We start from the raw sequence: 19,754 nt of genomic DNA, 5'->3' as shown, positions 1-19,754 counted from the left end.
AAATTTGGGCGGCTACTGTGCATGGGGTTGTTTTCCCATTTTTTGTTTGTGTTCTTGATTTGTTCCGATGCCATGCTATCTTGGCTTCATGAGTCCAGCAGCATCCTCTCATGCTCTCAAGCACCCGCCGGTCAAGGCGCCCTCCGAGCCGGCGGGTGTGGACTCTGACTTTCCAGAACTGGGCGTTGCCATCGACCGCGCGCGCAGGCGAGGGCGGGGCGCGCAGTCCAATGCCAGCGGCCGCTATGAGGCCGAAGCCCGCGTCGCCTTCGACGACGGCTGGCACAGCCTGGAAGAGCTGCCGCCGTTCAAGACCAGCGTCGGGGTCGACACCTCACGCAAGGTGATCACCCGCAACGACAGCCCCGATATCGGATTCGACCGTTCGATCAATCCCTATCGCGGCTGCGAGCACGGTTGTGTTTATTGTTTTGCGCGGCCGACCCATGCCTACCTCGGCCTGTCTCCGGGGCTCGACTTCGAGTCAAAACTGTTCGTCAAGCCCGACGCGCCGGCGCTGCTCGAGAAAGAGCTCGCCGCGACCGGCTATGAGCCGCGGATGATCGCGATCGGCACCAACACCGATCCCTATCAACCGATCGAGCGCGAGCGCAAGATCATGCGCGGCATCCTCGAGGTTCTCGAGCGTGCCGGCCATCCCGTCGGCATCGTGACCAAATCGGCGCTGGTGGTGCGAGACATCGACATTCTCGCGCGCATGGCCAAGCGCAACCTCGCCAAGGTCGCGATCTCGGTCACCTCGCTCGATCCGAAGCTGGCGCGCACGATGGAGCCGCGGGCCTCGACGCCGCCGAAGCGGCTGGAAGCGCTGATGCAGCTCTCGGAGGCCGGCATCCCGACCACCGTGATGGTCGCGCCCGTGATTCCCGCGCTGAACGATTCAGAGATCGAGCGCATCCTCGATGCCGCCGCTCATGCCGGCGTCAAGGAAGCCTCCTATGTGCTGCTGCGGCTGCCGCTGGAGGTGCGTGATCTCTTCCGCGAATGGCTGATGGCGAACTATCCGGACCGCTACCGCCACGTCTTCACGCTGATCCGCGACATGCGCGGCGGGCGCGACTACGACGCGAAATGGGGTGAGCGGATGAAGGGCACCGGACCGATGGCCTGGACCATCGGCCGCCGCTTCGAGATCGCTTGCGAACGGCTCGGTCTCAACAAGCGGCGCTCCAAGCTGACCACCGATCATTTTGCCCGGCCGAAGCGGCACGGCGACCAGCTCAGCCTGTTCTGAGCGGAAGTGGAAGAGGCGTCGCATGAGCAGGCCATTGCAGGGCCCGGTGCCGCGGCTGACCGTCATCACGCTCGGCGTCAGCGATATCCGCGCCAGCATTGCGTTTTACGATGCCCTCGGCTTTTCACGCCGGCTGAAGGCGACCGGCGAGGCGGTGGCGTTCTACGATACCGGCGGTCCGGTGCTGGCGCTGTATCCTTGGGATCAGCTTGCGGCCGACGCCCAGCTGCCGGACGGTCCAAGGACGGTGGCCTTCCGGGGTATGACGCTCGCCTGGAACTGCGCCACGCTTGAAGAGGTGGATGCCGTGCTGGCCTTCGCCCTCAGCAAGGGGGCGAAACTGGCAAAGGCCGCGCACGAGACCGATTACGGCGGTTATTCCGGTTATTTCACCGACCCCGATGGCCATCCCTGGGAGGTCGTCGTTGCACCCGGTATCGAGGTCGGCAACGACCGGCGTGTCCATCTGGCGGAGTAGGGCAGGCTGAATTGCGGGAATTGCGAGGGGTTCCCGGTTGCGCCGGCCGGACCGCTTGCGCACGATCGCGGCCATGATTCGGGACAAGACCGCCAAGACACCGGCCAAAGACGCGCCAAACAAGGACGCTGCGAAGAAAGCAGCACCCGCCAGGGCCGGCAAAGCGCCTGCGCCCAAAGTGTCGGCCGGCAAGAGCGCGGGCAAGAAAGGTATCATCGCGATCGCTTCCCCGAGCTTCCGCCGCGAGCGCGCGCTGATCAAGCGCGGCGTCTGGCCGGTCGCCGGCTGCGACGAAGCCGGCCGCGGGCCGCTCGCCGGGCCCGTGGTGGCTGCGGCAGTGATTCTCGACCCCGACCGGATCCCGCGCGGCATCGACGATTCCAAGCGTCTGACCGCGGAGGAGCGCGAAAGACTGTTCGACAAAATCTGCGCCACGGCCCAGGTCTCGGTCGCCGTCGCATCGCCCTCGCGGATCGATCGCGACAACATTTTGCGGGCCTCGCTCTGGGCGCTGAAGCGCGCGGTCGTGGCTCTGCCGGAGGCGCCGAGGCACGTCTTCGTCGACGGCCGCGACCGGCTCGACACGCCTTGCGACTGCGAAGCCGTGATCGGCGGCGACGGCATCGTGCTGTCGATCGCCGCGGCCTCCATCGTCGCCAAGGTCACGCGCGACCGCTTGATGTGCGCGCTGGCACAGGACTGCCCGGGCTACGGCTTCGAGCAGCACAAGGGCTACGGCGTCCCCGAGCACCTCGATGCGCTGAACCGCCTTGGCCCCACCGTCCACCACCGCCGCTTCTTCGCTCCGGTCGCGGCGGCGCGTGCCAAGCACATGCCGTGGACGGTCGAGCCGGTGCAGGATTTGTTTGGGGGCACCGCGGTCCAGATGCAGGTGGAAGCGAGCGTCGAGGTCGACGCATCCGCAGGGCTTTAGGGTCTAGTACGACTGCTTCGACATGGTCATGCCCGGGCTTGTCCCGGGCATCCACGTCTTGTGGAGCCGAGAGAAAGACGTAGATGGCCGGGTCAAGCCCGGCCATGACGATCTGTCGTGCGTGCCTCTGTGGCTCCCCGTAAGATCGGGGACAGGGAGGAGACCAAAGTTGCCACGACGCGCAACGCCCTCTATCAAAACAGTCGTGAGCGAATAGGGCCGGCTGACGGGTTGGCTGCATCTTTCGGGCGTTGCATGCGGTTTACCTCCCTGGTCATCGAGCTCATTCGCGCCCGGCCGCGGCTGATCGTCTGGATCGCCGTGCTGCTACAGGCCGGGATGTGGCTGTTCGTCGCGCTGGTGTTCTACCGCAGCCCGCCCGGCAGCCTCGCGACGCTGCTGGCTTTCGGACGCGAATACCAGGTCGGCACCGATCTCGGCCCACCCTTACCGGTCTGGCTCGCCGACATCGCCTATCGCGCCGCCGGTGGCCACATGTTCGGCGTCTATGTGCTGGCCGAGCTCTGCGAGATCGCGACCTTCATCACGCTCTACTACCTGTCCCGTGCCGTGGTCGGCTCGCAGCAGGCGGTACTCGCCGTGCTCTTGACGATGACGGTGCTCGCCTTCTCCTCCTCGGCGCTCGACTTCGGCCCCCTCGTCCTGGCCCGGCCGCTCTGGGCGCTGCTGCTGCTTCACTCCTGGCAGATCATCGGCCAGCGTCGCGGTAATGCCTGGTTCGCCTGGTCGATCGAGGCCGGCCTGTTGCTGTTGACGACGCCCGCGGCCATTTTCCTGCTGCTGCTGCTCGTCATTTTTGCGGTGTCAACCGCCGGCGGCCGCCGGACGCTGTGCGCGCTCGATCCGTTGTTCGCGCTGATCGTCGTCGCGGTGCTGGCGCTGCCCTATGCGGTCTGGCTGATACGCGCCGAGACGCTGGTGATGCCGGCCCTGCCGCAAGTCGCGGAGCTGCAGGCCCGGGCTCTGCATGCGGCCTGGCTGCTCGCCGGCCTGGTGCTCGGTGCCGCCGCGATTCCCGCGCTGACCTTCCTCAACTCCGGCCTGTTCGCCAGCAAGGGCGAGGAGCCGCCGATCATCTATCGGCCGCCGGTCGAACCGCTCGCGCGCAACTTCGTCTATTTCTTCGCGCTGGCGCCTGCGCTGGGCGCGCTGCTGATCTCCGGCCTGCTCGGGCTCGACTCCGTCGTCGGCGGAGCCGGTGTCTTGCTGGTCCTGTCCGGGCTTGCCGTGGTCGTCGCGGCCGGCGACCTCATTGCGATGCGCCGCGCGCGCATGCTGCGCATGGTGTGGGCTGCCGCCGTCGTCGCGCCGGCCGTGGGCGTCGTGCTCGCCGTGCTGTTGATGCCCTGGACCGGCACCGGCGAAATCGCGACCTCGATGCCCGCGCGCGCGATCTCGGATTTCTTCGACGAGAGCTTTGCCCGTCGCACGAACCATCGCCTGCGCGCGGTCGCCGGCGAGACGCAGCTGGCCAGCCTGATCACGCTGCATTCCGGCCGGCCGCATCTCTTCATCGATGCCGACCCCGCGCGCACGCCGTGGATGAACCAGACGAAATTTGCCGAGACAGGCGGCGTCGTGGTCTGGCGCGCCTCCGATACTGCCGGCACGCCCCCGCCGGACATCCTCAAGCGCTTTCCCGGCATCGTGCCGGAAGTGCCGCGCGCCTTCGAATGGCTGGTGACCGGTCGCCAGCAGCTGCTGCGCGTCGGCTGGGCCATCGTGCGGCCGAAGGGGACGTAGCTCGTCATTCCGGGGCGCGCCGTCAGGCGCGAGCCCGGAATTCCAACGAACAGCAGAGTTGGTGGATGAATGAATTCCGGGCTCTCGCTTCGCGAGCCCCGGAATGACGCCACCCATGGTGCTATGCCGCGCCTTGCGCCAGCACCTTGGCGATCGCGCGCAGATCCTGCCAGGCCAGTCGTTTGTACGACGGCGAGCGCAACAGATAGGCTGGATGGAACGTCGGCAGCGCGCGGATGGTGCGCCCGCCGGCGTCGTAGTCGAACCAGCGCCCGCGCGTGCGCATGATGCCCTCGCGCGTCGACAGCAGCGTCTGCGTCGAGGGATTGCCGAGCGTCACCAGCACGTCGGGATTCACCAGCTCGATCTGGCGCTGGATGAAGGGCAGGCAGATCTGCGTCTCCTGTGGCGTCGGCGTGCGGTTGCCGGGCGGCCGCCAGGGAATCACGTTGGCGATGTAGGCCGTGCTGCGGTTGAGGCCGATGGCTCCCATCATCAGATCGAGCAGCTTGCCGCTGCGTCCGACGAAGGGCAGTCCCTCGATGTCTTCGTCGCGGCCCGGCGCTTCGCCGACGAACATGATGCGCGCCTGCGGATTGCCGTCGGCGAACACCAGCCGCGTCGCGGTGTGCTTCAGCGCGCAGCCCTCGAAGCTTTGCAGCAGTTCGCGCAGCGCTTCCAAGGTCGGCGCCGTGCGCGCGGCCTCGCGGGCGGAGGCGATCGCGATGTCGGGGGCCGGTGCGGCCTCGCCGCGCAGGGGCGCGGGGGCGGCGACAGGGCGGGGCGCTTCGACCGGAGGCGCCACGCGCGGAGCCGGCGGCGGGGCGTCCAATTCCGCCAGGCGGTCGATCGGTTCCTCCGCGAGCGCGCAATCAACCCCGGCCTCCAGATAGAAGGCAAGAAGCTCTCGGACGGTGGGTGCGGGCTCGGGGATCATTTGGGAAGTTAGACTATTAGTTCATCTTAGGCTGCCTTGCATCCCAGCGGAACGCATTTCCGCTGTTGTCCTACCCGGAAAAATCGGAAACAAGGGGGCGCAAACGACCAAGGAACCGTCTCAAGGGCTGAGATCAGATGAGCATCGAAGAACTTCCCCCGCGCGAATCCATGGAATTCGACGTCGTCATCGTCGGCGCCGGTCCCTCCGGCCTGTCGGCCGCGATCCGGCTGAAGCAGCTCAATGCCGATCTCAACGTCGTCGTGGTGGAGAAGGGCTCCGAGGTCGGTGCGCACATTCTCTCCGGCGCGGTGATCGATCCTGCCGGGCTCGACAAGCTCGTGCCCGACTGGCGCGAGGATGCCGACTGCCCGCTGAAAACCCAGGTGAAGGACGATCGCTTCTATTGGATGACGGCCGGCGGCGCGATCAAGCTGCCGGGCTTCATGATGCCGCCGCTGATGGACAATCATCATTGCTACATCGGCTCGCTCGGCAATGTCTGCCGCTGGCTGGCGCGCAAGGCCGAAGCGCTCGGCGTCGAAATCTATCCGGGCTTTGCTGCGGCCGAGGTGCTCTATGATGACGCCGGCAACGTCAAGGGCATTGCCACGGGCGACATGGGCATCGGCCGGGACGGCAAGCCGAAGGACTCCTTCACCCGGGGCATGGAGTTGCTCGGCAAGTACACGCTGTTCGCCGAAGGCGCTCGCGGCAGCCTGACCAAGCAGCTCATCGCCAAGTTCGCATTGGACTCCAAGAGCGAGCCGCCGAAGTTCGGCATCGGCCTCAAGGAAGTCTGGCAGATCGATCCCGCCAAGCACCAGAAGGGCATGATCCAGCATTCCTTCGGCTGGCCGCTCGATCTGAAGACCGGAGGCGGCTCGTTCCTCTATCATTACGACGACAATCTCGTGGCTGTCGGGTTCGTCGTGCATCTGAACTACGACGATCCCTATCTGTCGCCGTTCGACGAGTTCCAGCGTTTCAAAACCCATCCTTCGATCCGCGGCACCTTTGAAGGCGCCAAGCGCCTGGCCTATGGCGCGCGCGCCATCACCGAAGGCGGCTATCAGTCGGTGCCGAGGCTGAGCTTCCCCGGCGGCGCGCTGATCGGCTGCGCGGCTGGCTTCGTCAACGTGCCGCGCATCAAGGGCGTGCACAATGCGATGGGCACCGGCATGCTCGCGGCCGAACATGCCGCGGCGGCGCTCGCGGCCAATCGCGCCAATGATGAACTGGTCGAATACGAGAATGCGTGGCGCTCGTCGTCGGTCGGCAAGGATCTGTTCCTGGTCCGCAACGTCAAGCCGCTGTGGTCGAAGTTCGGCACGGTGCTGGGCGTTGCGCTGGGCGGCATCGACATGTGGTGCAACACATTGTTCGGCGGCTCGCTGTTCGGCACCCAGGCGCACGCCAAGCCCGATCGCGCCACGCTCGATCCGGCCAAGAGCCACGCGCCCAAGAACTACCCGAAGCCGGACGGCAAGATTTCGTTCGACAAGCTGTCCTCGGTGTTCATGTCCAACACCAACCATGAGGAGGACCAGCCGGTCCATCTCAAGGTCACCGACATGAACCTGCAGAAGACCTCCGAGCACGACGTGTATGCCGGTCCTTCGAATCGCTATTGCCCGGCCGGCGTCTACGAATGGGTCGAGGAGGGCACCGGCCCGCGCTTCCAGATCAACGCCCAGAATTGCGTCCACTGCAAAACCTGCGACGTGAAGGATCCCAACGGTAACATCACCTGGGTTCCTCCCGAGGGCGGCGGCGGCCCGAACTATGAGGCGATGTAAGAGCCGGCCAAGCAAGCGGATCTGATCGCGAGCGTGATCCGACGCACGTTCGCGTGAGGACCGGGCTGCGGCCACCGGTCGCGGCCACGATAAGGCCATACTGGCAGCGTCTTGGGACAGCTCTTGGCCGATTTAAGGCGTGCGGAGGGGATCGTCCGGCCCGAATCCTTGCGGCGGAGCGCCAAAAGCGGCATTGTCGGCCCGACGGTTCCGGGTCGCGATGCCACCGGGCGCGTTCGCATGCGATACGGCCCTCTGCTGCAAACCCAGGCACTACCAACTCAAGGCGAGCCCTGATGTTTTCAAATCGTTTCAACCGCTGGACTGTTGCCGCCATCGCCCTCATGGGCACAGCGCTCGCGACCGTCCCGGGCAGGGTCCTGGCGCAGACGCCGGATCATCCGTCCGACACGGCGGCGCAATTTCCGACCCGAAATGATCTGAAGTCGCTCACCACCGCCGGCAGCTATCTCGCCGCCCGCCACGCCAGCGTCGAGCGCGACGCGGCTTCCGCCGCCGCCTTCTACCGTTCGGCGCTGCGCACGGATCCCAAGAACAACGAGCTGCTCGACCGCGCGTTCATCTCCTCGGTCGCCGACGGCGACATCGACGAAGCGGTCAAGCTCGCCGAGCGCATCCTCACCATCGACAAGACCAATCGCGTCGCGCGTCTCGTGGTCGGTGTGCATGATCTCAAGGTGAAGAAATACGCGGCCGCGCAGACCAACATCAACCAGTCGATCCGCGGTCCGATCACCGATCTCGTCGCAACGCTGCTGTCGGGTTGGGCCGCCTATGGCGCGGGCGACGCCAAGGGTGGTGTCGCCACCATCGACAAGCTGGCAGGTCCCGAATGGTACCCGCTGTTCAAGGACCTTCACGCCGGCATGATCCTCGAACTCGCGGGCAAGGAGAAGGACGCCGGCACCCGTTTCGAGCGCGCCTACAAGCTCGACGATTCCATGCTGCGCGTGACCGAGGCCTATGCGCGCTGGCTGTCGCGCAACAAGGATTCGGCCGCCGCCACCACCGTCTACCAGGCGTTCGACAAGAAGCTCGCGCGCCATCCGCTGATCCAGGAAGGCCTGCGCGAGACCAAGGCCGGCAAGAAAATGCCGCCGCTGGTCGATTCCGCTCAGGCCGGCGCCGCTGAAGCGCTCTACGGCATCGGCGCCACGCTGACCCGTCGCGGCGGCGAGGACTTGGCACTGGTCTATCTCCAGCTCTCGCTTTACCTCCAGCCGACCCATCCGCTGGCGCTGCTCTCGCTCGCCGATCTCTACGAGTCGGTGAAGCGGCCGCAGATGGCGATCAAGGTCTACGAGCGCGTGCCGGCGAGCTCGCCGCTCAAGCGCAACGCGCAGATCCAGCTTGCCATCGATCTGGATTCCGCCGACCGCACCGAGGAGGCGATCAAGATCCTCAAGGGCGTTACATCGGAGGATGCCAAGGACCTCGAAGCGATCATGGCGCTCGGCAATATCGAGCGCGGCCGCAAGAAGTTCGGCGACTGCGGCGCGACCTATTCGCAAGGCATCGACGCGCTGACACCGGGCAACGATAAGGCCAACAGCGTCTGGTACTACTATCGTGGTATCTGCGAGGAGCGCTCCAAGCAGTGGGCCAAGGCCGAGGCCGACATGAAGAAGGCGCTCGAACTGCAGCCCGACCAGCCGCACGTCCTCAACTATCTCGGCTATTCCTGGATCGACCAGGGGATCAACCTCGACGAAGGCATGAAGATGATCAAGCGCGCCGTCGAGCAGCGTCCCGACGACGGCTACATCGTCGACTCGCTCGGCTGGGCCTATTATCGCATCGGCAACTACGAAGAAGCGGTGAAGAACCTCGAGCGCGCCATCGACCTCAAGCCCGAGGATCCGACCATCAACGACCATCTCGGCGATGCCTATTGGCGGGTCGGCCGCACGTTGGAAGCCAAATTCCAGTGGGCGCACGCTCGCGATCTCAAGCCCGAGCCGGAGGAGTTGCCGAAGATCGAAGCCAAGATCGCCAACGGTCTCACCGAGGATTCGAACCCTTCGGCTGCACAGGCGGACAAGAAGAAAGACGACGGCAAGGGCGGCTGATCTGAGTGAGTTCTGGGGGCTGATCGCCGATGCCGGCGTTGATTGAAGAAGGACGGGCGAAGGTCAACCTGAGCCTTCGCGTCGTCGGCCGCCGTGCCGACGGCTATCATGATCTCGAAAGCGTGGTCGCGTTTGCCGATTGCGCCGACCGGCTGACGCTTGAGCCGGGCGGCGAGCTGAAGCTCACCACCACCGGACCGCTCGCCGCGGCTTGCGGCGATACCGCGGACAATCTCGTCGTCAAGGCGGCCAAGCTGCTGACTGACGCAGTGCCGAACCTGAAGCTCGGCGCCTTCGCGCTCGACAAGGTGCTGCCGGTTGCCGCCGGCATCGGCGGCGGCTCGGCTGATGCCGCAGCGGCGCTGCGGCTCCTGGCGCGTCTCAACAATCTGTCGCTCGACGATCCGCGCCTGCAGAAGGTCGCGCTCGCGACCGGCGCCGACGTGCCGGTGTGCCTGCTCTCGCGCGCCTGCGACATGACCGGCGTCGGCGAGCAGCTGCTGCCGCTCGCACTGCCGACCATGCCATGCGTGATGGTCAATCCGCGCGTGCCTGTGGCCACCAAGGACGTGTTCCAGGAGCTTGGCCTGCGCAACGGCGAGCTCCTGGTCGGCGCCACTTCGGTCCTCCGGGCTCCGGCCTGGCCGGAGGAGGGCGGGTCGATCGTCGATTGGGTCGAGGTTCTCGAACGTGTCCCCAACGATCTCGAAGCGCCTGCGCTGCGCATCGAACCCGTGATCGGCGAGGTGCTGGAAGCCTTGCGCTCCTCGGCCGGCGTCAAGCTCGCGCGCATGTCCGGCTCGGGCGCGACGTGCTTCGCAATCTTCGGCTCGCCCGCCGATGCGCATGCCGCGGCCGAAAACATCCGGCGCGATCATCCCGGCTGGTGGGTGCATGCGGGGACGTTGAGCTAGCTGCTTCCGCGAAGACGGTGCCGTAGGTGGGCAAAGGCGCGCTCGCGCCGTGCCCACGACATTTCTGATACGGTGCCACCGCGTGGGCACGCGTCGCTCTGCCCACCCTCCGGCAGCTACTGCAGGCGAACTAGTCGCTGCCGTCCTCAGCCAGCCCGAGAAAATTTCGGATCTCGCCCAACACCTCGTCCGGCTTGTCGTGCTGCAGCCAGTGCCCCGCGCCTGAGATGGTCTCGACCCGCGCGTTCTGGAAATACCGCTCCAGGCCTGCTGCTCTGGCACCGGCGAGGAAGCTCTCGCCGGCGTTGAGCAGTAGGGTCGGGCAGGCGATGCGCGACCAAAGCGCGACGTGATCGTCCGGCCAGAGCCGGTGCGGCGCGGAGGCGCGCTGATAGGGATCGAACTTCCAGCTATAGGTGCCGTCCTCGTTCTGCCGCGCGCCGTGTCTGGCGAGATGCAGCGCGAGGTCGCGGGACAGGCGCTTGTTGTGCAGCACCATCTGCGCGGCCGCCTCTTCGAGGCTCGCATAGCGGCGCGGCGTGCGGTCGTGCAGTTTGTCGAGTTGAGCCACCCATTTGCCGATGCGCTCATGCGCCGGCGGCTTCGGCGTGTCCGGCAGCATGGTCACGCCGTCGAGCACGACCAGCTTCGATATCTGCTCGGGGAATGCACCCGAAAAGATCAGGCTCACCATGCCGCCCATCGAATGGCCGATCAGCGTGATCTCGGATGCTGCGATGGTACGGAGGAGCTGGGTGAGATCGTAGACATATTCGGTCAGGGCGTAGCTGCCGCCTCTGGTCCAGTCGGAATCGCCGTGACCGCGCAGGTCGGGCGCGACCACATGAAAATGCGGCTGCAGAGAGCGGGCGATGACATCCCAGCTCCGGCAGTGGTCGCGGCCGCCGTGGACCAGGATCAGAGGCGGCGCGCTCTCATTGCCCCAATCGGCGTAATGCAGCCGCAGACCATGAGACTCGTAGAAGCGGCTTTGCGGGGCGAGCATCGGAGCGCTATCCATTCGCGGGCCGCCGCACGAGTGCCAGCGACAGGCCGAGGCCGGCGATGAAGACGCCGGAGCCTTGTGTCAGACGCCGCATCAGATGCGGCCGCCCAATCAGCTGCGTGCGAGTTGCTGAGGCCATCAGCACGACGACGATATCGGCGAGCGTGTTCAACGCCACCGAGATTGCGCCGAGCATGATGAATTGCAGCGTGGGATTCGATCCCGCGGGATCGAGGAATTGTGGAATGAAGGCGAGGAAGAACGCGGCGGTCTTCGGGTTCAGCGCCTCGACCAGCACGCCGTCGCGGAACGCACGCGTGTCACCGGCCGGCCCGCTCGAGAGCGACAATGCGCGGCCGGCGTTGCGGAACGTCTTGATGCCGAGCCAGACCAGATAGAGCGCGCCGATCAATTTGACGGCTGCAAACAATTCGGCGCTCGCAAGGATGATTGCGGAGATCCCGAGGCTGCCGGCGACGACATGAACCAGCCCGCCCAGTGCCGTGCCCGCCGTCGACGCAAAACCGCTGGCACGTCCCTCCGACAGGGTCCGCGCCGCGACGTAGAAGATGCCGGGACCGGGAACGGCGGCAATGAGACAGGCTGCGGCCAGGAACAGCCAGAAATTTGTTTCGATCATCCTGTTTTCGTAACGGAGCGGGCCGCGATTGCAAGTCTTCTGGCTCGAAGGGCCCGTTGTTTAATCCATGCGGCGGAAGATCACGCTGGCGTTCACGCCGCCGAAGCCAAAACCGTTGGAGATCGCGTGTTGCATCGGCATCGGCCGCGCGCTGCCGGCGACGATGTCGATGCCATCGGCGCCCGCATCGGGATTTTCGAGATTGAGCGTCGGCGGCGCGATCTGGTCGCGCAAGGCGAGCACGGTGAAGATCGCCTCAAGGCCGCCGGCGGCGCCGAGCAGATGACCGGTGGCCGATTTGGTCGCGCTGACGGCGGTGCCGCGGTTACGGCCGAACAGCGCGGCGATGGCGCCAAGCTTGCTCTCGTCGCCCGCCGGCGTCGATGTCGCATGGGCGTTCAGGTGCTGCAGATCCCCGGGCGCGAGGCTCGCCTGCCGGAGCGCGATCTCCATGGCGCGGCGGGCGCCGTCGCCATCCGGCCGACCTGATGTCATGTGGTAGGCGTCCGCCGTCGTGCCGTATCCGATCAGCTCTGCAATCGGCGTGGCGCCGCGCGCGTGCATGGTCCAGCTCCTTGATGACGAGAATGCCAGCGCCTTCACCTATGACGAAGCCATCGCGGTCGCGATCGAACGGGCGCGTGCCGGTTCGTCGTTGAAGCCGCTCGATAACGAGCGCGCTGCGGCAAAGCCGCCGAGGCTGACAATGTCGATGCAAGCCTCGGCGCCGCCGCAGATCGCGATATCGGCTTCGCCTGCACGGATCATGCGCGCGGCATCGCCGATCGCCTGCACGCCGGCGGTGACGGGGCGCGTGGAGAGAACGGTATGCGGCCGGATAACCGCTCGCGCCCCGGACGCAGCGCTTTTTCAGCGGTTCGCTGCAGAGCCGGGGCCCATGTTGCCGATCGCCGGGTGTTGCGTGGGTCTCGGCTCTGCGCAGCAGCGTTTCATGCTGCAGCCTGTCCGGGACATGAGTGCCGAGTATACGACGGTCAGCTCCCCGTCACTGCGCGGGGGATGGTGGGCAATTGCAGCGCAGGTAGACGGCGAGGCGGAAACGTACGCTCTAGTGCGACCGCGCCAGGCAGAACGCCACCACCTGCTCAAGCGCGCTCTTCATCGGCGACGACGGGAACAGCGCCAGGGCGTCCACGGCCATGGCACCGTAGTGGTGCGCGCGGCTGATTGTGTCCTCGAGCGCGCGGTGCTTGTTCATCAGGCCGATGGCGTGATCGAGGTCGCTATCGCCGATCTCGCCGCGCTCGAGCGCCTTGATCCAGAAGGCGCGCTCGGTGTCGTTGCCGCGGCGGAAGGCGAGCACCACCGGCAAGGTGATCTTGCCCTCGCGGAAATCGTCGCCGGTGTTCTTGCCGAGCTTGGCGCTTTTGCCGCCGTAGTCCAGCACGTCGTCGACAAGCTGGAAGGCGATGCCGAGATTCATGCCGACCGAGCGGCAGGCGGTTTGCTCCGCCTTCGGGCGATTGGCGATCACGGGACCGACCTCGCAGGCTGCGGCAAAAAGCTCGGCTGTCTTGCCGCGGATCACCGCGAGATATTCGTCCTCGGTGGTCGCGGTGTTCTTGGCGGCGGCAAGCTGCATCACCTCACCCTCGGCGATGGTGGCAGCGGCCGCGGAGAGGATGTCGAGCGCGCGGAGCGAGCCGACCTCGACCATCATGCGGAAGGCCTGGCCGAGCAGGAAGTCGCCGACCAGCACGCTCGCCTCGTTGCCCCAGAGCATGCGCGCCGACAGTTTGCCGCGGCGTAGCTCGCTCTCGTCGACGACGTCGTCGTGCAGCAGCGTGGCGGTATGCATGAACTCGACGCTGGCCGCCAGCTTGATATGGCCGTCGCCGGCGTAGCCGGCGAGGTTTGCCATGGCGAGCGTCAGCATCGGCCGGAGCCGCTTGCCGCCGGAGGAGATCAGGTGGTTGGCGACCTCCGGGATCATGGTCACGTCCGAACCGGTTCGCGACAGGATCGTGGCGTTGACGCGCTCCATGTCAGGGGCGACAAGGGCAACCAGCTCTTCGATCGACGCGCCGGGAGTTTCGAAAGGTACGATGACGGCCACGCCGGTCTCCAATATTTGCCCCGGAAGGGCTATTCTGACGGAAAGACAATAGAAACTGGCGGCGGATGCGGCAAGGCCCGCGGAACCATTGACATTTGCCGCTTTAGCCCCTTCGAAGCAAGGAAACCCACGTTTTGCGTGAACTGGTTCGGACCAACGATATGGTGCTGGTGTCGGCAATCGGCGCGCTGCTCGACGGCGCCAATATTCATCACCTGGTGCTGGACCAGAACATGAGCATCATCGAGGGCTCGCTTGGCATTTTGCCGCGGCGGATCCTGGTTCATGAGGACGACGCCCAGGAGGCCCGGGAGTTGCTGACCGAAGCGGGTCTCAGTCACGAACTGCGCGGCGATGAGTGAGGCCGTAGATATCACCGAGGACGCTTTTCTCGGCGGCCGGCTGCGCCTGAAGCAGAAGCGGAGTGGTCACCGCGCGGGGCACGACGCGATCCTGCTTGCGGCGGCGACCGGGGCCCGCTCCGGGGACCGCGTGGTCGATTTCGGCGCCGGCATCGGCACGGCCGGGCTGGCGTTGGCCCGGCGCGTCCCCGGTATCGGACTGAGTCTGGTCGAGATTGATCCGGAACTCGCCGCGCTGGCGCGCGCCAATGCCGCAGCGAATGCGCTTGCCGCCGAGACCGTTGTGCTCGATGTCATGGCCGACGCGCAGGTCTTTGCGGCAAACGGGCTGTCGCCCGATAGCGTCGACGTCGTGCTGATGAACCCGCCATTCAATGACCCGGCCCGGCATCGCGGCTCGCCGGATCAGGCGCGTCACACTGCGCATGTGGCAACGGAGGAGACCTTGCATGCGTGGGTGCATGCAGCGCGGCGCATCCTCCGATCGAATGGCGCGCTGACCCTGATCTGGCGCGCAGATGGAATCGCCGATGTCCTGGCGGCGCTGTCGCGCGGCTTCGGCAGCATCGCGATCCTGCCGGTTCACGGCGAGGCGGGGCAGCCTGCGATCCGCGTGCTGGTGCGTGCGGTCAAAGGGAGCCGGGCTCCGACGCGATTGCTGCCGAGTCTCATGCTCAACAACGAGTCAGGCGCGTCCAAGACAAAACTGGTCGAGATTCTGGAGGGGAGAGCGGCCTTGCCGCTGGTGGAACCGTGACGGCTTACTGCGGCAGCGATTCCGGCTGCTGCTCTTGCGGAGACGTCAGGCGGATCGCCATGAACAGCGCACCGATCAGCAACATGAGCAGATAGATTTTCATGGTGTTCTCCGCTGGCTCATTGCAGCCTCCCAACCGGAAATCTGCAAAACACGTTCCAGGCACTTCCAATGACAGTCGCGTGATAAAAATTGGTTAATCAGAGGTAACGGCATGGCCGAACAATTGAATGATCGTGAGAGTTCCGGCCTGGCCGACAAGCTCATGCAATATCTGCCGGCACGCTTCCGCCCCGGCACCGCCGTCGTACCGGTGGTGCGGCTGTCTGGGGTGATCGGGGCGGTAACCCCGCTCCGCCCGGGCATGACGCTCGCTGGCGTCGCCAAAGTGCTGGAGCGCGCGTTCTCGTATCGGCACGCCAAGGCGGTGGCGCTGGTGATCAACTCGCCCGGCGGCTCGCCGGTGCAGTCGCGCCAGATCTACCTGCGCATCAAGCAGCTCGCGGCGGAGAAGAAACTGCCGGTGCTGGTGTTCGTCGAGGATGTCGCGGCCTCCGGCGGCTACATGATTGCCTGCGCCGGCGACGAGATAATCTGCGATCCCTCTTCGATCCTCGGCTCGATCGGCGTGGTCGGCGGCAGCTTCGGTTTCCAGGAGGCGATCAAGCGGCTCGGCATCGAGCGGCGGCTCTACACGGCCGGCGAGCACAAGGCGATGCTCGATCCGTTCCTGCCAGAGAATCCCGACGACGTCGCCAAGCTCAAGGCGCTTCAGCGCGAGATCCACCAGATCTTCATTGCGCTGGTGAAGGAGAGTCGCGGTGCGCGCCTCAAAGGCGCGGACGACACCCTGTTCACGGGCGAATACTGGGCCGGCGAGAGTTCGGTCGCGCTGGGGCTCGCCGACAGCATCGGGGATATCCGCTCAACTCTTCGTGCCCGCTACGGCGAGAAGGTTCTCATGCCCGTGATTGCCCAGCCGACCGGGCTGCTCTCCGGCCTTCTGGGCCGGAAATCCCCGGGCGCAGGGCAGCTTTTGGCCATGGAATCGATGGCCGGCCTGCCGGACGAACTGATCTCGGCGGTCGAAACGCGGGCGATCTGGGCTAAATTCGGGTTCTAGGCGGCGCCTTCCCGCGCCATTTGGTCCGGCCCGAGCCAATTGCGGCGCGGGCCGGTCTGCGCAAGAATGCGCGTGGGGGCTGAGCACTAGACAAGGAACGACCGATGCCGCCGTTCGTCGCTTTCGCGGGCGTGCTGGGTGGGCTTGCCGTGGTCCGCTGGGCCTACAAGACCGCCGTCAAGATCAACCAGGAGCTGGATGAGATGCGCCCGTCGCGCGTCGCCGAGGCCGCCCATACGGCGGATATCCAGAAACTGAAGCGTGACCCCGTGACCGGAGCGTACCGGCCGGGCTAGTTACCACAGTCGTCAGGCCCTGCCTGTCCCGGGCATCGCGTTCTGCATTCGGCGACAAGACCGTGGATGGCCGAGACAAGCCCGGCCATGACGGAGTACGGCCCGCTTTCGGCCCCCCTTTGCCTTGATTCCCACCCCCTCCGTCGATACGGTCCCGCGCGATTCAAAACCCCCGCGAGAGCCTGATCTGACGATGGACGCCTCATTGCCCGCCCATATGCGCCCGGAACGCTCGTTCCAGGGCTTCATCCTCGCGCTCCAGCGGTTCTGGGCCGAGCAGGGCTGCGTGATCCTGCAGCCTTACGACATGGAGATGGGCGCGGGCACCTTCCATCCGGCGACCACACTGCGCGCGCTCGGGCCAAAGCCCTGGAACGCGGCCTACGTGCAGCCCTCGCGCCGGCCCAAGGACGGCCGCTACGGCGAGAATCCGAACCGGATGCAGCACTACTACCAGTTCCAGGTGATCATGAAGCCGTCGCCGCCGAACCTTCAGGAGCTGTACCTGAAGTCGCTCGCCGCGATCGGCATCGATTCCGCCCTGCACGACATCCGTTTCGTCGAGGACGATTGGGAGAGCCCGACGCTGGGCGCCTGGGGTCTCGGGTGGGAGTGCTGGTGCGACGGCATGGAGGTGAGCCAGTTCACCTATTTCCAGCAGGTGGCGGGTTTCGAATGCGCGCCGGTGGCAGGCGAGCTCACCTACGGGCTGGAGCGCCTCGCGATGTATGTGCAGGGCGTCGACCGCGTCTACGACCTCAACTTCAACGGCCGCGACGGCGATGCCAAGGTTACCTATGGCGACGTCTTCCTGCAGGCCGAGCGGGAGTATTCGAAGCACAATTTTGAAGTTGCCGACACCGCGATGCTGTTCGAGCAGTTCAAGATGGCCGAAGCGGCCTGCCGGAAATATCTCGACGCCGGCTGGAAGGACGATAAGCGCGAGGCGCATCTGATGGCGCTTCCGGCTTACGACCAGTGCATCAAGGCCAGCCACGTCTTCAACCTGCTCGACGCCCGCGGTGTGATCTCGGTGACGGAGCGGCAAAGCTACATTCTTCGCGTGCGCGAATTGGCAAAAGCCTGCGGCGAGGCCTGGATCCATACTGAAGCGGGCGGAGCGGCCTGATGCCCGATCTTTTGCTTGAACTTTTCTCGGAAGAGATCCCCGCGCGCATGCAGGCCAAGGCGGCCGACGATCTGCGCCGCCTGGTGACCGACAAGCTCGTCGCCGAAGGTCTCGTTTACGAAGGCGCGAAGGCCTTCGCGACACCGCGCCGCCTCGCGCTCACCGTGCACGGCATCCCCGCGCGCCAGCCGGACCTGAAGACCGAACGCCGCGGACCGAAGGTCGGTGCGCCCGATGCAGCGGTGCAGGGCTTCCTGAAAGCGACAGGCTTGAAGTCATTGGACGAAGCCAAGATCCAGCGCGATCCTAAGGGCGATTTCTACATCGGGCTGATCGAGAAGCCCGGTCGCGACGCGATCGACGTGCTCGCGGAGATCCTGCCCGTGATCATCCGCACCTTCCCTTGGCCGAAATCGATGCGCTGGGGCGCGCGCTCGGGCAAGCCGGGATCGCTGAGCTGGGTGCGCCCGCTGCACGCGATCACCGCGACGTTCGGGCTGGAGACCGAAGAGCCGGATGTCGTGAAGTTCGAGGTCGACGGCATCGCGACGGGCCAGACGACGTACGGCCATCGCTTCCTGGCACCGTCCGCGATTTCCGTTCGCCGTTTCGAGGATTACGAAGCCAAACTGCTCGACGCCAAGGTCGTGCTCGACCCCGAGCGCCGCAAGGACGCGATCCTCACCGACGCCAAGCAACTTGCGTTTGCACAAGGCTTCGAACTGGTCGAAGACCAGAACCTGCTCGACGAGGTCGCCGGTCTCGTCGAATGGCCGGTCGTGCTGATGGGCTCGTTCGAGCCGGAATTTCTGGCAACGCCGGCAGAGGTGATCCGCGCCACCATCCGCAACAACCAGAAGTGCTTCGTGGTCAGTGATCCCAAAACGGGCAAGCTCGCCAACAAGTTCATCCTGGTCGCCAATATCGAGGCCACCGACGGCGGCAAGACCATCATCGCCGGCAACGAGCGCGTCATCCGCGCGCGCCTGAGCGATGCGAAGTTCTTTTACGAGACGGACCTGAAGACGAAGCTCGAGGAGCGACTGCCGAAGTTCGAGCAGATCGTGTTCCATGAGAAGCTCGGCACGCAGGCGGAACGCATCAAGCGGATCGAGCGTCTGGCTGCCGAGATCGCCCCGCTGGTCCATGCCGATGTCGAGAAGACAAAACGTGCCGCGCACCTCGCCAAGGCCGATTTGTTGACTGAAGTCGTCGGCGAATTCCCAGAGGTGCAAGGCCTGATGGGCAAGTACTACGCACTGGCCCAGGGCGAGGACGCGTCCGTCGCTGCGGCCTGCGAAGAGCACTACAAGCCGCAGGGCCCCACGGATCGCGTGCCGACTGATCCGGTCAGCGTCGCGGTGGCGCTGGCGGACAAGATCGATACGCTGGTTGGATTCTGGGCGATTGATGAGAAGCCGACGGGCAGCAAGGACCCGTATGCGCTGCGCCGTGCGGCTCTCGGCGTGATCAGGCTGATTGCCGATAACGCGCTTCGGCTGTCGTTGACGAAGGTGGCTGCATCCGCGCTCGCAGGCTTGTCCGTGCAGCCTGTCGACGCGCAGAAGCTCCCCAGCGATCTCCTCGTTTTCTTCGCCGACCGTCTCAAGCCACAGCTCCGCGAGCAGGGCGCGCGTCACGATCTCGTCGATGCCGTGTTCGCGCTCGGCGGCCAGGACGATCTCCTGATGATCGTCCGCCGCGTCGAAGCACTCGGAAGGTTCCTGGAGACCGACGACGGCAAGAACCTGCTCGCGGGCATCAAGCGCGCGAGCAATATCCTCGGTATCGAGGAGAGGAAGGACAAGCGCACGTTCGACGGCGCGCCCGCTGCGGCGCTCTACAGCCTCGACGAGGAGAAGGCTCTGGCCAAGGCGATCGGCGAGGTACAGGCGGAAGCGAGTGCCGCCGTCGCCAAGGAAGACTTTGCCGCCGCCATGACCGCAATGGCGAAGTTGCGTCCGCCGGTCGATGCGTTCTTCGAAAAAGTCCGCGTCAACGACGATGATCAGAAAGTGCGCGAGAACCGCCTGAAGCTGCTCAACGAAATCCGCAGCGCCACGCGCGCGGTGGCGGATTTCTCGAAGATCCAGGACTGAGGCGCGCTCGCGAGGCGTACGCCGATGTCATTCCGGGTCGCGCCAAGTGGCGCGCCCCGGAATGACAGCGCAAAAAATGCCCCGCCCGGCGGGG

At 65.6% G+C, this 19,754-nt stretch carries 17 protein-coding genes and 1 pseudogene; 13 read left to right on the top strand and 5 right to left on the bottom strand.

Translation table 11 applies throughout. The features are described 5' to 3' along the window. Positions 1–88 precede the first annotated feature (88 nt). From JQ580_RS22870 to JQ580_RS22855, 4 genes are all read left to right on the top strand, one after another. The gene (locus tag JQ580_RS22870; protein WP_212282461.1) at positions 89–1,255 is read left to right on the top strand and encodes a PA0069 family radical SAM protein; all 1,167 of its coding nucleotides are present in this window, start codon (positions 89–91) and stop codon (positions 1,253–1,255) included. 22 nt (positions 1,256–1,277) lie between these two features. Further along, complete coding sequence (locus JQ580_RS22865; protein ID WP_212282460.1) at positions 1,278–1,733, top strand: VOC family protein; 456 nt, start codon at positions 1,278–1,280, stop codon at positions 1,731–1,733. Between the two features lie 73 nt (positions 1,734–1,806). Next, positions 1,807–2,667, top strand: coding sequence for a ribonuclease HII (locus JQ580_RS22860; RefSeq protein WP_212282459.1), 861 nt, complete (start codon positions 1,807–1,809; stop codon positions 2,665–2,667). A gap of 255 nt (positions 2,668–2,922) precedes the next feature. Continuing rightward, positions 2,923–4,431 (top strand): glycosyltransferase family 39 protein, encoded by a 1,509-nt coding sequence (locus JQ580_RS22855; RefSeq protein ID WP_212282458.1) that lies wholly within the window; start codon positions 2,923–2,925, stop codon positions 4,429–4,431. Between the two features lie 121 nt (positions 4,432–4,552). On the opposite strand, the gene JQ580_RS22850 is transcribed toward JQ580_RS22855, so the two are convergent. Beyond that, the gene (locus tag JQ580_RS22850) at positions 4,553–5,368 is read right to left on the bottom strand and encodes a uracil-DNA glycosylase (RefSeq protein WP_212282457.1); all 816 of its coding nucleotides are present in this window, start codon (positions 5,366–5,368) and stop codon (positions 4,553–4,555) included. Between the two features lie 137 nt (positions 5,369–5,505). On the opposite strand from JQ580_RS22850, the gene JQ580_RS22845 reads away from it, so the two are divergent. From JQ580_RS22845 to JQ580_RS22835, 3 genes are all read left to right on the top strand, one after another. Beyond that, positions 5,506–7,167: an electron transfer flavoprotein-ubiquinone oxidoreductase gene (locus tag JQ580_RS22845; protein ID WP_212282456.1), complete on the top strand. Its 1,662-nt coding sequence runs from the start codon at positions 5,506–5,508 to the stop codon at positions 7,165–7,167. Positions 7,168–7,463: 296 nt separating this feature from the next. Continuing rightward, a complete protein-coding gene (locus JQ580_RS22840) occupies positions 7,464–9,257 on the top strand; it encodes a tetratricopeptide repeat protein (protein WP_212282455.1) in 1,794 nt (597 codons plus the stop codon). A gap of 29 nt (positions 9,258–9,286) precedes the next feature. Continuing rightward, entirely contained in the window at positions 9,287–10,171 is an 885-nt protein-coding gene (locus JQ580_RS22835; RefSeq protein ID WP_212282454.1) for a 4-(cytidine 5'-diphospho)-2-C-methyl-D-erythritol kinase, read from the top strand. 130 nt (positions 10,172–10,301) lie between these two features. On the opposite strand, the gene JQ580_RS22830 is transcribed toward JQ580_RS22835, so the two are convergent. The 4 genes and pseudogenes from JQ580_RS22830 to JQ580_RS22815 all read right to left on the bottom strand — a co-directional run bounded on the left by JQ580_RS22830 (position 10,302) and on the right by JQ580_RS22815 (position 13,894). Beyond that, positions 10,302–11,177, bottom strand: coding sequence for an alpha/beta fold hydrolase (locus JQ580_RS22830; RefSeq protein WP_212282453.1), 876 nt, complete (start codon positions 11,175–11,177; stop codon positions 10,302–10,304). A 7-nt stretch (positions 11,178–11,184) separates the two neighbouring features. After that, positions 11,185–11,817, bottom strand: a complete 633-nt coding sequence (locus tag JQ580_RS22825; RefSeq protein ID WP_212282452.1) for a LysE family translocator — start codon at positions 11,815–11,817, stop codon at positions 11,185–11,187. A gap of 60 nt (positions 11,818–11,877) precedes the next feature. Beyond that, a pseudogene (locus JQ580_RS22820) lies at positions 11,878–12,627 on the bottom strand (beta-ketoacyl synthase N-terminal-like domain-containing protein); the annotation flags it as partial. Positions 12,628–12,886: 259 nt separating this feature from the next. Continuing rightward, entirely contained in the window at positions 12,887–13,894 is a 1,008-nt protein-coding gene (locus JQ580_RS22815) for a polyprenyl synthetase family protein (RefSeq protein WP_212282451.1), read from the bottom strand. 134 nt (positions 13,895–14,028) lie between these two features. Between JQ580_RS22815 and JQ580_RS22810 the strand changes: the two genes are divergently transcribed. The 6 genes from JQ580_RS22810 to glyS all read left to right on the top strand — a co-directional run bounded on the left by JQ580_RS22810 (position 14,029) and on the right by glyS (position 19,660). Continuing rightward, the gene (locus tag JQ580_RS22810) at positions 14,029–14,256 is read left to right on the top strand and encodes a putative signal transducing protein (protein ID WP_018323354.1); all 228 of its coding nucleotides are present in this window, start codon (positions 14,029–14,031) and stop codon (positions 14,254–14,256) included. Next, complete coding sequence (locus tag JQ580_RS22805; protein WP_212282450.1) at positions 14,249–15,013, top strand: tRNA1(Val) (adenine(37)-N6)-methyltransferase; 765 nt, start codon at positions 14,249–14,251, stop codon at positions 15,011–15,013. The genes JQ580_RS22810 and JQ580_RS22805 overlap by 8 nt, the downstream gene beginning before the upstream one ends. A gap of 214 nt (positions 15,014–15,227) precedes the next feature. Beyond that, entirely contained in the window at positions 15,228–16,136 is a 909-nt protein-coding gene (locus tag JQ580_RS22800; protein ID WP_212282449.1) for a S49 family peptidase, read from the top strand. A gap of 104 nt (positions 16,137–16,240) precedes the next feature. Further along, positions 16,241–16,432 carry a hypothetical protein gene (locus JQ580_RS22795; RefSeq protein WP_212282448.1) on the top strand — a complete coding sequence of 64 codons (192 nt, stop codon included), beginning with the start codon at positions 16,241–16,243 and terminating at the stop codon, positions 16,430–16,432. Between the two features lie 193 nt (positions 16,433–16,625). Further along, complete coding sequence (locus tag JQ580_RS22790) at positions 16,626–17,561, top strand: glycine--tRNA ligase subunit alpha (protein WP_063196539.1); 936 nt, start codon at positions 16,626–16,628, stop codon at positions 17,559–17,561. Beyond that, a complete protein-coding gene (gene glyS / locus JQ580_RS22785) occupies positions 17,561–19,660 on the top strand; it encodes a glycine--tRNA ligase subunit beta (protein ID WP_212282447.1) in 2,100 nt (699 codons plus the stop codon). Before JQ580_RS22790 ends, glyS begins: the two co-directional genes overlap by 1 nt. The last annotated feature ends 94 nt before the right edge of the window (positions 19,661–19,754 follow it).

The organism is Bradyrhizobium sp. SZCCT0148 (assembly GCF_018129985.1).
Taxonomy (GTDB): Bacteria; Pseudomonadota; Alphaproteobacteria; order Rhizobiales; family Xanthobacteraceae; genus Bradyrhizobium; species Bradyrhizobium japonicum_H.
This window is presented reverse-complemented; position numbering and strand designations above follow the sequence as displayed.

What these genes read in the sequence shown, in the direction of transcription:
- JQ580_RS22830 (WP_212282453.1), bottom strand. Translation starts at nt 11,177, where the DNA reads ATGCTCGCCCCGCAAAGCCGCTTCTACGAGTCTCATGGTCTGCGGCTG.
- JQ580_RS22870 (WP_212282461.1), top strand. Translation starts at nt 89, where the DNA reads ATGAGTCCAGCAGCATCCTCTCATGCTCTCAAGCACCCGCCGGTCAAG.
- JQ580_RS22865 (WP_212282460.1), top strand. Translation starts at nt 1,278, where the DNA reads ATGAGCAGGCCATTGCAGGGCCCGGTGCCGCGGCTGACCGTCATCACG.
- JQ580_RS22850 (WP_212282457.1), bottom strand. Translation starts at nt 5,368, where the DNA reads ATGATCCCCGAGCCCGCACCCACCGTCCGAGAGCTTCTTGCCTTCTAT.
- JQ580_RS22800 (WP_212282449.1), top strand. Translation starts at nt 15,228, where the DNA reads ATGGCCGAACAATTGAATGATCGTGAGAGTTCCGGCCTGGCCGACAAG.
- JQ580_RS22860 (WP_212282459.1), top strand. Translation starts at nt 1,807, where the DNA reads ATGATTCGGGACAAGACCGCCAAGACACCGGCCAAAGACGCGCCAAAC.
- JQ580_RS22790 (WP_063196539.1), top strand. Translation starts at nt 16,626, where the DNA reads ATGGACGCCTCATTGCCCGCCCATATGCGCCCGGAACGCTCGTTCCAG.
- JQ580_RS22845 (WP_212282456.1), top strand. Translation starts at nt 5,506, where the DNA reads ATGAGCATCGAAGAACTTCCCCCGCGCGAATCCATGGAATTCGACGTC.
- JQ580_RS22795 (WP_212282448.1), top strand. Translation starts at nt 16,241, where the DNA reads ATGCCGCCGTTCGTCGCTTTCGCGGGCGTGCTGGGTGGGCTTGCCGTG.
- JQ580_RS22835 (WP_212282454.1), top strand. Translation starts at nt 9,287, where the DNA reads ATGCCGGCGTTGATTGAAGAAGGACGGGCGAAGGTCAACCTGAGCCTT.
- JQ580_RS22840 (WP_212282455.1), top strand. Translation starts at nt 7,464, where the DNA reads ATGTTTTCAAATCGTTTCAACCGCTGGACTGTTGCCGCCATCGCCCTC.
- JQ580_RS22855 (WP_212282458.1), top strand. Translation starts at nt 2,923, where the DNA reads ATGCGGTTTACCTCCCTGGTCATCGAGCTCATTCGCGCCCGGCCGCGG.
- JQ580_RS22805 (WP_212282450.1), top strand. Translation starts at nt 14,249, where the DNA reads ATGAGTGAGGCCGTAGATATCACCGAGGACGCTTTTCTCGGCGGCCGG.
- JQ580_RS22825 (WP_212282452.1), bottom strand. Translation starts at nt 11,817, where the DNA reads ATGATCGAAACAAATTTCTGGCTGTTCCTGGCCGCAGCCTGTCTCATT.
- glyS (WP_212282447.1), top strand. Translation starts at nt 17,561, where the DNA reads ATGCCCGATCTTTTGCTTGAACTTTTCTCGGAAGAGATCCCCGCGCGC.